This window comes from Acinetobacter sp. NIOH-H-8 (assembly GCF_046635365.1).
Taxonomy (GTDB): domain Bacteria; phylum Pseudomonadota; class Gammaproteobacteria; order Pseudomonadales; family Moraxellaceae; genus Acinetobacter.
Genome location: NZ_JBHDVN010000065.1, coordinates 1 through 14058 on the forward strand (window position 1 = coordinate 1; position 14058 = coordinate 14058).

The 14058-nt window shown below is 41.9% G+C and carries 17 protein-coding genes and 2 tRNA genes; 12 read left to right on the plus strand and 7 right to left on the minus strand.

All coding sequences use genetic code 11. The features are described 5' to 3' along the window. Positions 1-176: 176 nt before the first annotated feature. The 3 genes from ACEWB7_RS15515 to ACEWB7_RS15525 all read right to left on the minus strand — a co-directional run bounded on the left by ACEWB7_RS15515 (position 177) and on the right by ACEWB7_RS15525 (position 3394). Positions 177-1895, minus strand: coding sequence for a flotillin family protein (locus ACEWB7_RS15515; RefSeq protein WP_034704966.1), 1719 nt, complete (start codon positions 1893-1895; stop codon positions 177-179). Between the two features lie 51 nt (positions 1896-1946). Continuing rightward, positions 1947-2582: a YqiJ family protein gene (locus ACEWB7_RS15520; RefSeq protein WP_004782965.1), complete on the minus strand. Its 636-nt coding sequence runs from the start codon at positions 2580-2582 to the stop codon at positions 1947-1949. A gap of 269 nt (positions 2583-2851) precedes the next feature. Then, positions 2852-3394, minus strand: coding sequence for a hypothetical protein (locus ACEWB7_RS15525; protein ID WP_034704963.1), 543 nt, complete (start codon positions 3392-3394; stop codon positions 2852-2854). 317 nt (positions 3395-3711) lie between these two features. Here ACEWB7_RS15525 and cysD point away from each other — a divergent pair, with 317 nt between their 5' ends. The 6 genes from cysD to ACEWB7_RS15555 all read left to right on the plus strand — a co-directional run bounded on the left by cysD (position 3712) and on the right by ACEWB7_RS15555 (position 8143). Further along, positions 3712-4626, plus strand: a complete 915-nt coding sequence (cysD, locus tag ACEWB7_RS15530; protein WP_034170514.1) for a sulfate adenylyltransferase subunit CysD — start codon at positions 3712-3714, stop codon at positions 4624-4626. A gap of 118 nt (positions 4627-4744) precedes the next feature. After that, on the plus strand, positions 4745-6358 hold the full coding sequence (gene cysN, locus ACEWB7_RS15535) for a sulfate adenylyltransferase subunit CysN (RefSeq protein ID WP_034704961.1): 1614 nt from the start codon (positions 4745-4747) through the stop codon (positions 6356-6358). A 147-nt stretch (positions 6359-6505) separates the two neighbouring features. Next, a complete protein-coding gene (locus ACEWB7_RS15540) occupies positions 6506-6772 on the plus strand; it encodes a hypothetical protein (RefSeq protein WP_079281037.1) in 267 nt (88 codons plus the stop codon). A gap of 255 nt (positions 6773-7027) precedes the next feature. Then, positions 7028-7543 (plus strand): PadR family transcriptional regulator, encoded by a 516-nt coding sequence (locus ACEWB7_RS15545; RefSeq protein WP_034704958.1) that lies wholly within the window; start codon positions 7028-7030, stop codon positions 7541-7543. Between the two features lie 9 nt (positions 7544-7552). Then, on the plus strand, positions 7553-7864 hold the full coding sequence (locus ACEWB7_RS15550) for a DUF3861 domain-containing protein (protein WP_034704955.1): 312 nt from the start codon (positions 7553-7555) through the stop codon (positions 7862-7864). An 18-nt stretch (positions 7865-7882) separates the two neighbouring features. Further along, positions 7883-8143 carry a DUF2798 domain-containing protein gene (locus ACEWB7_RS15555; RefSeq protein WP_034704953.1) on the plus strand — a complete coding sequence of 87 codons (261 nt, stop codon included), beginning with the start codon at positions 7883-7885 and terminating at the stop codon, positions 8141-8143. A gap of 17 nt (positions 8144-8160) precedes the next feature. On the opposite strand, the gene ACEWB7_RS15560 is transcribed toward ACEWB7_RS15555, so the two are convergent. Both ACEWB7_RS15560 and ACEWB7_RS15565 read right to left on the minus strand, forming a co-directional pair. Then, positions 8161-8511 (minus strand): thioredoxin family protein, encoded by a 351-nt coding sequence (locus ACEWB7_RS15560; RefSeq protein ID WP_034704950.1) that lies wholly within the window; start codon positions 8509-8511, stop codon positions 8161-8163. Between the two features lie 24 nt (positions 8512-8535). After that, a complete protein-coding gene (locus ACEWB7_RS15565; protein ID WP_034704947.1) occupies positions 8536-8976 on the minus strand; it encodes an N-acetyltransferase in 441 nt (146 codons plus the stop codon). A 129-nt stretch (positions 8977-9105) separates the two neighbouring features. Between ACEWB7_RS15565 and ACEWB7_RS15570 the strand changes: the two genes are divergently transcribed. The 3 genes from ACEWB7_RS15570 to ACEWB7_RS15580 all read left to right on the plus strand — a co-directional run bounded on the left by ACEWB7_RS15570 (position 9106) and on the right by ACEWB7_RS15580 (position 11582). Then, positions 9106-10098 (plus strand): NAD(P)H-quinone oxidoreductase, encoded by a 993-nt coding sequence (locus tag ACEWB7_RS15570; RefSeq protein ID WP_034704944.1) that lies wholly within the window; start codon positions 9106-9108, stop codon positions 10096-10098. Between the two features lie 239 nt (positions 10099-10337). Next, positions 10338-10538 carry a hypothetical protein gene (locus tag ACEWB7_RS15575; protein WP_034704940.1) on the plus strand — a complete coding sequence of 67 codons (201 nt, stop codon included), beginning with the start codon at positions 10338-10340 and terminating at the stop codon, positions 10536-10538. 138 nt (positions 10539-10676) lie between these two features. After that, entirely contained in the window at positions 10677-11582 is a 906-nt protein-coding gene (locus tag ACEWB7_RS15580) for a helix-turn-helix transcriptional regulator (protein WP_034704938.1), read from the plus strand. Between the two features lie 131 nt (positions 11583-11713). Here ACEWB7_RS15580 and ACEWB7_RS15585 read toward each other — a convergent pair. Both ACEWB7_RS15585 and ACEWB7_RS15590 read right to left on the minus strand, forming a co-directional pair. Then, positions 11714-11799, minus strand: a tRNA-Leu gene (locus tag ACEWB7_RS15585). Between the two features lie 11 nt (positions 11800-11810). Then, positions 11811-11884 (minus strand) — tRNA-Cys (locus tag ACEWB7_RS15590). A gap of 153 nt (positions 11885-12037) precedes the next feature. Between ACEWB7_RS15590 and folD the strand changes: the two genes are divergently transcribed. The 3 genes from folD to ACEWB7_RS15605 all read left to right on the plus strand — a co-directional run. Continuing rightward, a complete protein-coding gene (folD, locus tag ACEWB7_RS15595; RefSeq protein WP_034704935.1) occupies positions 12038-12886 on the plus strand; it encodes a bifunctional methylenetetrahydrofolate dehydrogenase/methenyltetrahydrofolate cyclohydrolase FolD in 849 nt (282 codons plus the stop codon). Positions 12887-13149: 263 nt separating this feature from the next. Next, complete coding sequence (locus tag ACEWB7_RS15600; RefSeq protein ID WP_034704932.1) at positions 13150-13818, plus strand: class I SAM-dependent methyltransferase; 669 nt, start codon at positions 13150-13152, stop codon at positions 13816-13818. Positions 13819-13953: 135 nt separating this feature from the next. Beyond that, a partial coding sequence (locus tag ACEWB7_RS15605; RefSeq protein WP_392390348.1) for a DUF4372 domain-containing protein occupies positions 13954-14058 on the plus strand: 105 nt, incomplete at its 3' end.

Below are 14058 nucleotides of genomic sequence, written 5' to 3' on the forward strand. Positions count from 1 at the left end.
TGCTATAGACCACATTTAAGTTTAAATATGAACACCCCGAATCAGACGTATGAGCAAACTAAAACCGAGCTAATTGCTTAACTCGGTTTGAAGTGGAATACTGTCAATCTATTTCAGGACAAGACATACAAAAGGAAATTAAAGTTTAACTAAGTGAGAATTCGAAAATTGAGTATTTAGTTATCTACACCAGCTTTAGCTTTCAGGCTTTGGGTCATGCCATTGATGTCACCGCCCTGAATGCCTAATTCATTCATCAGACTATCAATCAAAGGTGCCTGGCTACGATAACGCAAAGCACTATTCACCACCTGATCGGAGAGGGCAACATTGCTACCTTCATGATGGGCATCTGCCTGACAAGAGCCCGCATGTGTGCCATGTAAACCATTTACTTGCAGAATCTTGATGTCATCAATATTTTCCATCGGCTTAACACTTTCACGAATGATTTCAGGTAAGTATTTCAGCATGGCTAGGCGGATTTGCATTTCCACCTGTTCAGATGACAGTACATTATTTGCTTCATTCACTGCACGGGTACCTTCAGCATCGACCTGATACTGTTTCTCCATCGCTTGGGCAAGTAATACTTTCGCATCCGCTTCACCTTTGGCTTTCAGGCGAACTTTTTCAGCTTCGGCTTCAGCGGCAATACGAACCGCTTCAGCATCATCGGCTGCTGCCTGTTTGCCAGCTTCTGCTGCAACGGTAATGGCAATTGCATCTTTCTCAGCTTGTTCTTTGGCTGCCACCAGTTCAACAGCTTTTTGACGTTCTGCTTGCTGGATCTGACGGACAGTAACGACTTCTTCTTCCGCTTTAACCGCTTGGGCACGTGCCTGATCAGCTAAAGCTTTGGCTTCAGATTCAGCACGTGATTTCTCTGCAATCGCAATCGCACGATCCTGTTCAGCCAGTTCAATAGTTTTCTTCTGTTCAACTTGGGCTTTTTGAATGAGCTGTGCTTTCTGAATGTTTTCATTTTCAACATCACGAGCTGCCAGAATACGTTTCAGTTCTACTTCACGTTCAGCAGCAATACGGGCTTCTTCCGCTTCACGTTTTTTTGCAGCTTCCTGAGCGGCAATTTCAGCTAACTGTTCAGCACGTCGAATCGAAATTTCACGTTCTTGTTGCAGTTTGGCATATTCTTCTTCACGGATAATTTGTAGACGCGCTTGCTCGGCTTCCAGATTTTTGGCTTTAATGGCCAGATCTGTATCCTGTTCAATATGATTACGCTTACGGCGACGATCTTCAATGGTTTCAGTGAGTTTGGTCAAACCTTCAGCATCGAACGCATTTTGTGGATTGAAGTATTTAAAGCCGGTTTGATCTAGACCTGTCAGAGAAACAGTTTCCAGTTCCAGACCATTTTTGTGCAGATCTTCAGATACCACTTGCTGTACTTTTTGTACGAAGTCGACGCGTTTCTCATGCAATTCTTCCATCGCCATTTCAGCGGCAACGGCGCGTAAAGAGTCGACAAATTTACCTTCCACAAGATTTTTCAGTTCATTTGGTGACATGGTCTTTTGACCAAGAGTTTGTGCTGCCGTAGCAATCGAATCGGCAGTAGGCTTAACGCGCACATAGAATTCAGCCATTACATCGACACGCATGCGATCACGGGTAATCAGCGCCTGATCATCGGCACGACGGACTTCCAGCCGTAGGGTATTCATATTGACGGGAATGATTTCATGTAGCACCGGTAGCACCAAAGCCCCACCACCTAGAATCACTTTTTCACCACCCCAACCGGTACGCACAAAAGAAATTTCTTTACTGGAGCGACGGTATAAACGTGCAATGATTAATCCGAAGGTGACTAGGCCAACGAATATAATCCCTGCAATAATCAAAACATTATATAAATCAAAATTTAGCATTGTTATAAAGTCTCTTTGGGCAAGCTTGATTTTTATAGGAAATTGGTTTAATTAAAGTTCAATAGCCTGAAAGCCATTTTTAGTTTTTTGAGTCAGAACAACTGTCTGACCTTGATTAAATATTTCATTGCGTTCAGGTTCGACCAGCACATAATGGGTCTTACCATGCTGATCCTGAACTTTGGCCTGAGCAGGGGAGTTAGCTTTGGCATCTCCCAGAATAATGGTAGCGGTTCGTCCGATCAATTCATCGCTATAGATCGCGATGGTTTCATCCTGAGGCAGAATTTTGGCAGCAAGCACGGACAGCCCACGTACAATCGGCATGCATAAAAATAAACAGGCAGGAGAAATAATCCATGCATTTAAAAGCTGACTGGTAAATCGTTCGAACAGGCCTTGGATCAATAAACCGCTCAGACCATAACTGGTCAGGAAAATAATGAGCCAGATAAAGAGAGGCAGGCGACCCAGATAAAGCCAGTCGAATACTTTATTGAACAGGCCGGTCTGCTGATCAATACCTACTTCCGGATGAAGCGGTTCTTCAGGCAGAAATTGTTCGAACATATTCTGGGAACCACCTCCTAGCATCAGCAAGACACATTCCAAGGCAGCAAACATCAGCATCAGGCTTAAACTGATACTAAATACAATGTTGGAAGGATGAATGAACAGTTCCCACATGAGTTTCTGTCTCTAATTATGGTTTTATAGAAATTTTATGACCCTGTTAAAGATAACAGTTATTAATAAAATTGTAAGCAAAAAACAACAAAAATCCCAATCGGGATAGCTTGATAAAATCCAAAATTTAACAATATGTGATGAGCTTTTCTTAGCTGCAAATAAATGTCGACTATTTTATAGGTGGGCGAATCTGAGGTTTTATCTCAAGAATAGAAAAGCAATTGTGTACATTTGCTTTTCTGTCCCTAGGTAGATGTATAAAAGAATTAAAGGATGGCGGTCTGGATACGGACTTTCATTTCTAGGGCTTGTTGCAGGATATAGTTCTTCATCCATTGCACCTGTTCGCCCATTGGATTGGTTTTTACTGCAGTCTCCAGAAATTTAAGTTCAGGCTGATTAAATAGTTGTTCGTCGAGAGCCTGTTCCAATGCCTGAGTATTTGCAGACAAAGGAAGGGCCACCAAGAAAAAGGCTTTAGGATAGTTATAGAAAGCATAAAGCAGATTGAAAGCTTTTTGATCACTTCTCAGATTGCCGGCACCTATTTCGTAACCTGCCTGCTGGTTGCTATAAGTCATACCGAGCAGGTATTCCCATTGACCGTTCAGCTTACGCAGGCCAAACTGCATGCCAATCTGATCCGCGGTCAATTCATGCTGGATATAAATGTTTAAAGGACTGCCATCTTCAGTATAGGGTTCCTGAAGAACCAAAATATGTTGCTGGTGCTGGTAAATAAAACCGGCAAGTTTTGCCTGTTCCAGACGGGATTTTAAAGTATCTAAATCAAATTCGTTATAAGGCATACATAGTTTATAAATTGGAAGAACTAATCCTACTCTAATTTTTTTTCACCACGATGTGAACTGTCCGTTTAGATGATTAATATATCATTTCATTGCTAAAAGTAATCTTCCAGAGTGCTTTGACTAAACAATCAATTGTCTTTATTTAGCTAAGCTATCAGATTCATAAAAACTGATAGTTGATATTAGTGAATTTTTATATGACGTTTTAATATATGAATATCACAAAACAAGCAATCGTTATGAAAAGTTAATCACTATAATGAATATAAATTTTATAAAGTGTAATAAGTACACGTGTAATACGCAGGTTGTCCATGTCATTAAATGAGGAAAGACTTACTCATCTTAAACAGCTTGAAGCTGAGAGTATTCACATCATTCGCGAAGTTGCTGCCGAGTTTGAAAATCCGGTTATGCTTTATTCAATCGGTAAAGATTCAGCAGTCATGCTGCATTTAGCACTGAAAGCGTTTTATCCTGCAAAACTTCCATTCCCACTACTTCATGTAGATACCGGCTGGAAATTCAAAGACATGATCAAGTTCCGTGATAACATGGCCAAAGAACATGGCTTTGATCTGATCGTGCATCAGAACAAAGAAGGTCGTGATGCGGGCGTAAACCCATTCGACTATGGTAGCTCTAAATATACTGACATTATGAAAACCCAAGGTCTGAAACAGGCACTGGATAAATATCAGTTTGATGCTGCTTTCGGTGGTGCACGTCGTGACGAAGAAAAATCACGTGCCAAAGAACGTGTTTATTCATTCCGTGATTCTAAACACCGTTGGGATCCGAAAAACCAGCGTCCAGAACTTTGGAACCTTTACAATGGTAAAGTGAACAAAGGCGAAAGTATTCGTGTATTCCCGCTGTCTAACTGGACTGAGCTGGACATCTGGCAATATATCTACCTAGAAAATATCAAACTTGTTCCATTGTACTTAGCTGCTGAACGTCCAGTCGTTGAGCGTAATGGTACACTGATCATGGTTGATGATGAGCGTATGCGCCTGAATCCAGGCGAAGTGCCACAAATGAAATCGGTTCGTTTCCGTACTTTAGGTTGTTACCCATTAACGGGTGCGGTTGAATCAACTGCAACAACTTTACCGGAAATTATCCAGGAAATGCTTTTAGCGACCACATCTGAACGTCAAGGCCGTATGATCGACCATGACGAAGCAGGTTCGATGGAAAAGAAAAAGCAGGAAGGTTACTTCTAAGAGAAATCTCCCCCGGCCCCTCTTTTTCAAAGAGGGGAGAAAAAAGTCTCCCTTAACAAAGGGAGATTTAGAGGGATTAAAAGAAACCGATTTCAACGTATTTGTGGAGCTATGAGCGATGTCTCACCAATCAGAACTTATTAGCCAAGACATTTTGGCTTATTTGAAACAGCACGAAAATAAAGACTTATTGCGTTTCCTGACTTGCGGTAACGTGGATGATGGTAAATCTACTCTTATCGGCCGTCTGCTTTATGATTCAAAACTGATTTATGAAGATCAGCTGCAAGCGGTTACCCGTGACTCTAAAAAAGTCGGTACTACTGGTGATGCTCCTGACTTGGCACTGCTTGTCGATGGTCTGCAAGCTGAACGTGAGCAAGGTATTACCATTGACGTAGCTTACCGTTATTTCTCTACTGAAAAACGTAAGTTCATCATTGCCGACACCCCAGGGCACGAACAGTACACTCGTAACATGGCAACTGGTGCGTCTACTGCGGATCTTGCAATTATCCTGATCGATGCGCGTTACGGTGTTCAGACTCAAACACGTCGTCACTCATTTATTGCGAGCCTATTAGGTATTCGTAATATCGTGGTTGCAGTGAACAAAATGGACCTGGTTGAATTCTCTGAAGCACGCTTCAATGAAATTCAGGCTGAGTACAACGAGTTCGTGAACCAGTTGGGCGATCGTAAGCCGGAAAACATTGTGTTCACGCCGATTTCTGCGTTGAACGGTGATAACGTTGTAAACAAATCACCAAATACGCCGTGGTACCAAGGTCAAACCTTAATGGAGACTTTGGAAACTGTAGAAATTACACGTAATACCAGCAAAGATGAATTCCGTTTCCCAGTTCAGTACGTTAACCGTCCTAACCTCGATTTCCGTGGTTTCTGCGGTACCATCGCACTGGGTGAAGTGAAAGTTGGCGATGAAATTGTTGCGCTGCCATCTGGCAAGAAATCGACAGTAAAAGAAATCGTGACTTTTGACGGTAATCTGGATCATGCTGTTGCAGGTCAGGCAATTACATTAACACTGAACGATGAAATTGATATTTCACGTGGTAACGTGTTGGTAAAAGCGGGCGAACAACCGCTGATTTCACGTTCTGCTCGCGCATCTGTGGTTTGGATGAACGACCAGCCGTTGGTGGTTGGCAAACTTTATAACGTGAAGTTTGGTACTCAAACTATCCCAGCGAAAGTTGCGAAAATCAACTACCGTACCAATGTGAATACATTGGAAAAATTACAAGTAGAGCAGCTTGATCTGAATGCGATTGCTGACGTCACTATTGAATTTGATGCGCCAGTGGTATTTGACCGTTATCAAGACAGCCGTTACACCGGTTCATTCATCTTCATCGACCGTCTAAGCAACGTGACTGTTGGTGCAGGTATGGTTGAAGCTGCAGTAGAATGGACTGCACACAACGAGCCTGTTACTGCTGAAGCGCGTGCTGCACGTTTAGGTCAAAAACCTGCTGCGGTCACTGTAACTGCAAAAGCACTGGAAAATGCACAAGCGCTTGAAAGCCTGTTGATTCAACAAGGCGTGGTTGCGATTGCGAAAGCGGGTCTGACTGCTGAGCAGGTTTCACTTGTTCGTGAAACTGGTGTAGTAGTCATTACTGACCTTGCAGAAGGTACAGATGTGACTTACGCGCAAGAAGCAGTTGAAGAACTGGCTGAGAAAATTGTGGAATTGGTTCGCCTATAAGACTGGACTGATTTTAAGATAAACCCGCTGTAAGGCGGGTTTTTTATTGCCTGAATTTTGATTGTTTGAAAATCATTCGGTTATTCAAAATGTGATCTTTCAATTTATATGTAGCTTTATACAATGCTCCGCAGGTGGAGGGGATGTATAAAAAAATTATTATTACTAGTTGGACTATGTGCAGCTTTTGGAGCTGAAGCCAAGCAGAGTAGCCAAAGTGCGGAAGCAATTAAACAGAAGATTATTCAACAGTCGATTGAAAGCTATCCGGGAAATTGTCCTTGTCCATACAATACAGCGCGTAATGGTAGTCGTTGCGGCAAGCGTAGTGGTTATAACCGTGCTGGAGGTTATGCACCACTTTGCTATCCGGAAGATGTCAGTGATCGGATGGTACGAGAATATAAAAGTTAAAATTTAAGTTAAGGGACTAAGATTATAAATCATCTATTTTTATACATTTAGATAAGACAGTAACTATACAAAAGGTTCCCAGTTAATTGTTGTAATCTCAACTGAGAAAATGGCTTTATAAGGAAGGATGTTTTTCACAAGTATTTCGTGCCTATTTTTTCTTCTTAAATTTAACTTTTATTGCTTCACTTGAAATAAATTCAATATTATCTATGATAAGATATATCTTAATTAAATTTAAGATATATCTTTTCAATGTCTAGAACTTCTGATACTGCATTAAAAGAAGAGCGAAAAAACTCTCCAAAACCTCGTAAACGCCTTTTTGAAGCAGGTGAAATGAAACTACTTGTGCTGCATTTTATTGCCCAAGCACCCAAATACAGCTATGACATTATCAAAGATGTTGCTGCTTTGGTCGGGGGGAACTATAAGCCGAGTACAGGTACGATCTGCCCAACAATTAACTACCTTGAAGAACAGCAATATAGCCAAGTGATCATGAGTGTGGATGAACGTAAGCAATATCACATTACTGATAAAGGTCGTGAGCATCTGAAAGATAATCAGGAAACTCTACAAAGAGTTCTTCGCCGTTTTGAAACCCGTCGCCGCATTCAAGAAGATGAGCGCTATATCGATATCCATAATTCAATGGAAAGCCTGAAAGCTTCACTACGATTCAAACTGCAAAATGAACTTCGTCCAGAGCAGATCAGTGATATTGCTGCCCAGATTGAACAGGCTGCAATTAATATCCGTCAACTGTAGGAGCAGGACATGAAACAACATCTCTATGAAGTGACTGTTCAACATCTGGCTGATGCCCAAGGTAATCCATCAACCTATACTGAGGAGCTACAGTTTCAGGTGGGTAATCACGATGACATCTTTAAAATACTGGAAAAACTTCAAGCCAGTCAGTTGCTAGATGAGGAAAGTACCAAAGCATTTATTATCGGCTTAAAACTGTTTAGTGAAGTCATGCTGGAAAATAAAGAGTTGCCACTCTTCAAGGAATTCATGCCGCAATTTGCCCAGTTTATGAAATCCTTAAAACAGACAGTGAAAGCCCAAAGTGAAGAACAGTAAGTATTCTAAAGGTCATTTATGAAAAAGAATCTCCCAAAATTTCACCCAAAACATCTGAACTGGTTAATGCCCTTAATCCTTTCCGGCATTATGAGCGGTGCGATTTCCTGCTTTAATATGCTGCTGAATAAAGGTTGGAGCGATGCGTTTATCTCGCTATGGTTACATGCTTGGGGGCTGTCATGGCTGGTGGCATTTCCACTGATTCTGCTTGTATTGCCGCTGGTACGCAAATTCCTGATGCAGTTTGTGCAGATGTCAGATCAATCTGCTAAATAAGAAATTGCTTATTCGAATCAGTCGGAATCGGATGACTTATTCAGAACTTGAGACAAAATAGATTTCATTTCAGACAAGCTTTTCACACCCGCAATACGATGAATAATCTGGCTATTTTTAAAGATTAGAGTGGAAGGCAAGCCATAGACATTATAGCGTAAGGTCAGAATCGGTGATTGATCGACATTGATTTTACCGAACTTAATTTCTGGGTTATGCCCAGCATATTGTGCTGCCAGTTCCTCAAAAACCGGAAAATTCTGTACACAAGGCTTGCACCAGTCAGCATAGAAACGGATCACAGCAAAGCCTTCAAACCATTCGAAGTCACTGTAATTATCTTCATTGTAGGGGATGACTGCTGACATGAATTTGCTCTCATCATTTCAAAATTAAGATTTAAACCAGCTCATAGTGAGTTCAGCCTGACCGGTATTCTCATCGATTCCTTGATTGATCACCTTAAAACCCTGCTTTTGGTAAAAATGAACTGCTGATGTATTTGCAGCATAGACATTTAAATGCAGCTGATTACATTGCTGTTTTAAGAAATTAACTAAACGGCGGCCATAGCCAGCACCTTGCTGCTCAGGATCAATGAAAAGTGCAGCTAATACATTTTCTGATTTTAATAATGAAACAAAGCCAAGTACCGTATGATTTTCTTTAAGGACATAGTTTTCTGCTAAGGGTAAATATACATCTCGCATTGGAAGTAGCTGATTTTCCCAATAACTAGCAGGAATAAAATCATGCGCCTTTAAAGAAGCCTGGAACCAGATTTCAAGAATAGCGTCGATATCCTCGGTTTTCGCTTTTGTAATTATTGTCATCAGTGGTCTTATATCAATTTACTAAATAGGCAGCTGATTATACATAAGTCCATGCTGCTTCAATCCATAGCATTTCTATGTTCAAATAAGTTCGAAAAATACGAAACATGAATATTAGGGAAAGAATCCATGACGCAATACAGCATGCAACAAGTCATCATTACAGAACCGGGTGGTGTAGAGAAACTCGCTTATGAAACCGTTGCCATCCCTGAGCCTAAAGCAGACGAAGTGCTGGTCAAGGTACATGCTTTCGGGATTAACCGTCCGGATATCTTGCAGCGTCAGGGCTTGTATCCAATGCCTAAGGGAGTGACTCCTGTACCGGGTCTGGAAGTTGCCGGTGAAGTGGTTGCAGTCGGGAATGAAGTAAGCCAGTTTAAAGTAGGTGACAAAGTCTGTGGTCTGACCAATGGCGGTGGTTATGCAGAATATTGCGTCGTGCCTGAAAGCCAGACTTTAAACATTCCTGAAGGTGTGAGTTTTGTACAGGCTGCGGCGATTCCAGAAACCTTCTTTACTGTATGGGCAAATGTGTTCCAGATGGGTAAGGCTAAGGCAGGGGAAACGGTGCTGATTCATGGTGGTACCAGCGGGATTGGGACCACGGCCTTAATGCTGTGCAAATCATTAGGAATCAAAACCTTTGCGACAGCAGGTAGTGATGAAAAAATCCAGGCGATTTCACATCTGACCACAGGAATCAATTACAAGACCCAAGACTTTGAGCAGGTCATCAATGAAGCCACGGATAATGCTGGTGTAGATGTGATCTTGGATATGGTAGGTGCACCGTACCTGGAGAAAAACCTGAATCTGCTGCGTCGTGATGGTCGTCTGGTGTATATCGCATTCCTGGGCGGTGCTAAGGCTAAGGAGGTAAAATTGGGTCAAATTATGATGAAACGTTTGACCATTACTGGTTCTACCATGCGGGCACGCAATACGGCTGAGAAAGCTGAAATTGCCCAAGGTCTGAAAGAGCATGTGGCACCACTCTGGGCAAAAGGCGAATGTTTACCGATGATCTATAAAACTTTCAAGTTTGACCAGATTCAGGATGCACATGCAGCGATGGATACAGGTGAACATACCGGTAAGATTGTGGTGGAAATCATCTAATTATTCTTGTGATAGAAATACTAAAAGCCAACTTTTGTTGGCTTTTATTTTGCATAAAAAACGATAACTAATTTAAATTAATTGCTTGAAATAGGGATGTAAATTTTAAAAAAAACGGTAAAAAGTGTCGATTATTCGACACAACCTGTCAAAACTGAGGAGTAAATTAGCGCTTAAATATAATCTGACTAAATTGTTTGGTATTAGATGAAATGTCACGTATTAAAAGGAAGTATATTATGAAGATAGTGTCCACCCCTTATACGCATGAACATGGCTTTCGTGCATTGAAGCGTTTGCATAAAGCGATTATCCGTAATCAGTTACTTCGTTTCGATCTACACAAGCTGTATCAAGCCATGTTGCATCTGGAACGCTATATGGAACGGCTGAGCCACTCAGCACCGAAACCTCACTACAAACGTCGTAAAAAATCTTAAAAAACACCTTGCTATTAGCCTTAAGTTGAAGTGAATAACTCTAATCTCGTTTTTATTTGGCTGTATAATTTTCCCATAATTTAAAAATTCTAAGCAGATGATTCATTGTGCTGCACAAGCGGCACGAAGAGGGTATTTATGAAGGGCAATGCGTCAACGCATGAGCGCCTCGCAGACCGTTTGGCAAATATTTTAACCAAACTTAATATAGGGCATCAGTTAAGTGTGCAGGAGCTGGCACGAGAATTTCAGGTCAGCACCCGTACCATTGAGCGTGATTTTGTTCGTCTGAATGCATATTTACCGCTCATACAGGATGAAAATACCAAACGCTATTATCTTGAGCCTTCATATTTAGGGCGTTTCAAGTTGCAGGATATCCAGAATTTTGCACAGTTGTCCGGAATCAGTGAGTTGTATCCGGCACTGGATATGTCTTTTATTCGTGAATTGCTGGATGAGCGGGCAAATCAGGTATTTTCGGCAAAAGGCTATTATTTTGAAGATGCCAAACAGTTTGCCGAGCATTTCAAGCTGCTTGCAGGGGCGATCTATAAACGGCAGCAGGTTGAGCTGCAATATTCCGATCAAGCACGAATCATCCAGCCATACCGGTTGATTCATCATCATGGCATCTGGTATCTGGCCGGTGTCACTGAAGCTGAGCTCAAAACCTATCGTTTAAGTCAGTTGCAGGAAGTCAAGCTGGTTTTTGAAAATGAAAGCTTTGAGCATGATCCTGAAGTTCTGAAAATGCTGGCAGATGAAGACAGCATCTGGTTTGGCCAGCAAAAACAGCAGGTTTTGATGAAGGTGCAACCTGAAGTCACGGTATTTTTTAAAGAGCGCCGTTTATTTCCGGAACAGCAGATCGAACAGGAGTCAGAGTCTGGAGAACTATTAATCAGTTGTCAGATTCGTCATGAAATGCAGTTGCTGCCACTGGTACGTTACTGGCTACCGCATGTAAAGATCATTGAGCCGATTTATTTTCAGGAAAAACTGCAGCAGGATCTGGAAGGTTATTTACGCTCTGCTGGATAATATTTAGAAAGCAGAGCAGGTTGGTGAATGCTAATAAGACTCTATTGAGAATTAGATTTAGCAAATTTCAGGCATAAAAAAACCAGCTTTCGCTGGGTTCTTTATTTACACCATCTTCAGTAGTAGAAGAATGGTGCCCGAGGCCAGACTCGAACTGGCACGCTTTGTGGGCGGGGGATTTTAAATCCCCTGTGTCTACCGATTTCACCACTCGGGCTTTAACAAGATTGGAGGCGGAGGTCGGAATCGAACCGGCGTCCACGGAGTTGCAGTCCGCTGCATGACCACTCTGCCACCCCGCCGCGTCTTGTTGATGCGTATATTATCAAGCTCTGAAAAAAAAACAATAGGATATTCATTTGTATGCGCATAAAAACAGCATATGGCGGAAAATATTCAGAATTATCATGTAGAATGTGCAAAATTGATTCATATCAACACTTGGGAGAAGTGCCGTGGCATTAGTTTTAGACGGTCGTGCATTGGCGAAGCAAATTGAAGCTGACTTGTTAACTCGCGTAGAAGCGCTGAAAGCAAAATCAGGTCGTACTCCAATTCTTGCGACTATTTTAGTGGGTGACGATGGCGCATCTGCAACTTATGTTCGTATGAAAGGCAATGCTTGCCGCCGTGTTGGTATGGATTCACTAAAAGTTGAGCTTCCAAAAGAAACGACTACTGAAGAATTGCTTGCTGAAATTGAAAAACTGAATGCAAATCCGGATGTTCACGGTATTCTTTTACAACACCCAGTACCTGCGCAAATTGATGAACGTGCTTGTTTTGATGCTATCTCGCTTGAAAAAGACGTCGATGGTGTGACTTGTCTGGGCTATGGTCGTATGGCGATGGGTGAAGCAGCTTATGGTTCTGCTACTCCTGCAGGTATCATGACCATCCTGAAAGAAAACAATATTGAAATCGCAGGTAAACATGCGGTAGTGGTTGGTCGTTCTGCGATTCTAGGTAAACCAATGGCAGCAATGTTGCTTGAAGCGAATGCTACAGTGACTATTTGCCATTCACGTACTCAAAACCTTCCAGAATTTGTAAAACAAGCTGACATTATCGTGGGTGCGGTGGGTAAAGCTGAACTGATCCAGAAAGACTGGATTAAACCAGGTGCAGTGGTTGTTGATGCTGGCTTCCACCCACGTGATGGCGGTGGTGTGGGTGATATTCAATTAGTCGGTATCGAAGAAATCGCTTCTGCTTATACCCCAGTTCCGGGTGGTGTAGGTCCTATGACAATCACTACGCTGATTCGTCAAACTGTAGAAGCTGCTGAGAAGGCTTTGGGTTAATTGAAATTTTAATTAGTTACGGCGGAGTTGTATCGTTGTGACTATAGATGTAAGAAGCTCATTCGTTACTTTTGTTTCGGCAAAAGTAACCAAAACCATTTGTCATTCGCAGAACTCGTCATATTTCTTTTGCGTGGTTGATGTGTCGCAAAAACAGGACGAATTAGATTTCAGTCTGCCTCGAACAGCTGCGAATGACGTGGTCATGTATCCGATTAATGTATAAATTCCAATAAAGATATTTTCGCATCAAGGCTTTCTTCATGAGCTGTACTTTCCAATTTCCTAAAGCCCCTGAGCATTTACTTCAAGCCTTACACCAAGTTATTCCTAATTGTGAACTGATGGCACAGCAGCTACCAGAAACACCGATTTCACTCTGGCTGATTCCACCAGTCTTTCCGACAGACAAACTAGATGATGAAGTGATTCGTCGTATCTGGAATGATACGCCGTACTGGATCTTCTGCTGGGCATCAGGATTGGCCATGGCACAGTGGTTGCTGGCTGAACCGCATCATGTCAAAGACAAAGTGGTACTAGATTTTGGTGCAGGATCAGGTGTTGTTGCTATTGCAGCGAAAATGGCAGGAGCCAAACGTGTGATCTGTTGTGATATCGATCAGGTCAGTCTGAATGCCTGTCGTGCCAATGCTGAGTTAAATGATGTTGAGCTGGAATATCTGGATGATCTCTATAAAGCAGAACAGGTGGATATACTGCTAGCGGCAGATGTGCTTTATGATCAGTGTAACCGTTTCTTCCTGGATGAATTCCTGAAATTTGCACCAGAAGTCTGGGTCGCAGATAGTCGGGTGAAAAATTTTAGTCATCCGCAATATCTCAAACTGGATGAACGTAGTGCGACTACCTGGCCAGATCTGGATGAATCACCAGAATTCCGTAATGTCAGCTTCTATCGAACTAAATAACATCCAAGAATTGAAAAAGAAAAAAAGGGCATCAAGCCCACTGCTGTCCCATAGTTTGCTTTAAATAAAAAAACCTGAGTCCTAACAGTTAAAATATGAGTGCAAACAAACATTTTAACGACCAGGATTCAGGTTTTGTCCCATCAGAATACCGTATTTCATGAGCTAATTAAACCTGTTGTGCGACAGGATTTTGAACAACTTGCTAAAGTACACCATGTTGGACAGAAATTTAGAGCG

Excerpts from the sequence above, each read along its gene's own strand:
- ACEWB7_RS15565 (WP_034704947.1), bottom strand. The coding sequence starts at position 8,976 with ATGACAATAATTACAAAAGCGAAAACCGAGGATATCGACGCTATTCTT.
- ACEWB7_RS15560 (WP_034704950.1), bottom strand. The coding sequence starts at position 8,511 with ATGTCAGCAGTCATCCCCTACAATGAAGATAATTACAGTGACTTCGAA.
- cysD (WP_034170514.1), top strand. The coding sequence starts at position 3,712 with ATGTCATTAAATGAGGAAAGACTTACTCATCTTAAACAGCTTGAAGCT.
- ACEWB7_RS15525 (WP_034704963.1), bottom strand. The coding sequence starts at position 3,394 with ATGCCTTATAACGAATTTGATTTAGATACTTTAAAATCCCGTCTGGAA.
- cysN (WP_034704961.1), top strand. The coding sequence starts at position 4,745 with ATGTCTCACCAATCAGAACTTATTAGCCAAGACATTTTGGCTTATTTG.
- ACEWB7_RS15515 (WP_034704966.1), bottom strand. The coding sequence starts at position 1,895 with ATGCTAAATTTTGATTTATATAATGTTTTGATTATTGCAGGGATTATA.
- ACEWB7_RS15520 (WP_004782965.1), bottom strand. The coding sequence starts at position 2,582 with ATGTGGGAACTGTTCATTCATCCTTCCAACATTGTATTTAGTATCAGT.
- ACEWB7_RS15545 (WP_034704958.1), top strand. The coding sequence starts at position 7,028 with ATGTCTAGAACTTCTGATACTGCATTAAAAGAAGAGCGAAAAAACTCT.
- ACEWB7_RS15575 (WP_034704940.1), top strand. The coding sequence starts at position 10,338 with ATGAAGATAGTGTCCACCCCTTATACGCATGAACATGGCTTTCGTGCA.
- ACEWB7_RS15580 (WP_034704938.1), top strand. The coding sequence starts at position 10,677 with ATGAAGGGCAATGCGTCAACGCATGAGCGCCTCGCAGACCGTTTGGCA.
- ACEWB7_RS15570 (WP_034704944.1), top strand. The coding sequence starts at position 9,106 with ATGACGCAATACAGCATGCAACAAGTCATCATTACAGAACCGGGTGGT.
- ACEWB7_RS15555 (WP_034704953.1), top strand. The coding sequence starts at position 7,883 with ATGAAAAAGAATCTCCCAAAATTTCACCCAAAACATCTGAACTGGTTA.
- ACEWB7_RS15600 (WP_034704932.1), top strand. The coding sequence starts at position 13,150 with ATGAGCTGTACTTTCCAATTTCCTAAAGCCCCTGAGCATTTACTTCAA.
- ACEWB7_RS15550 (WP_034704955.1), top strand. The coding sequence starts at position 7,553 with ATGAAACAACATCTCTATGAAGTGACTGTTCAACATCTGGCTGATGCC.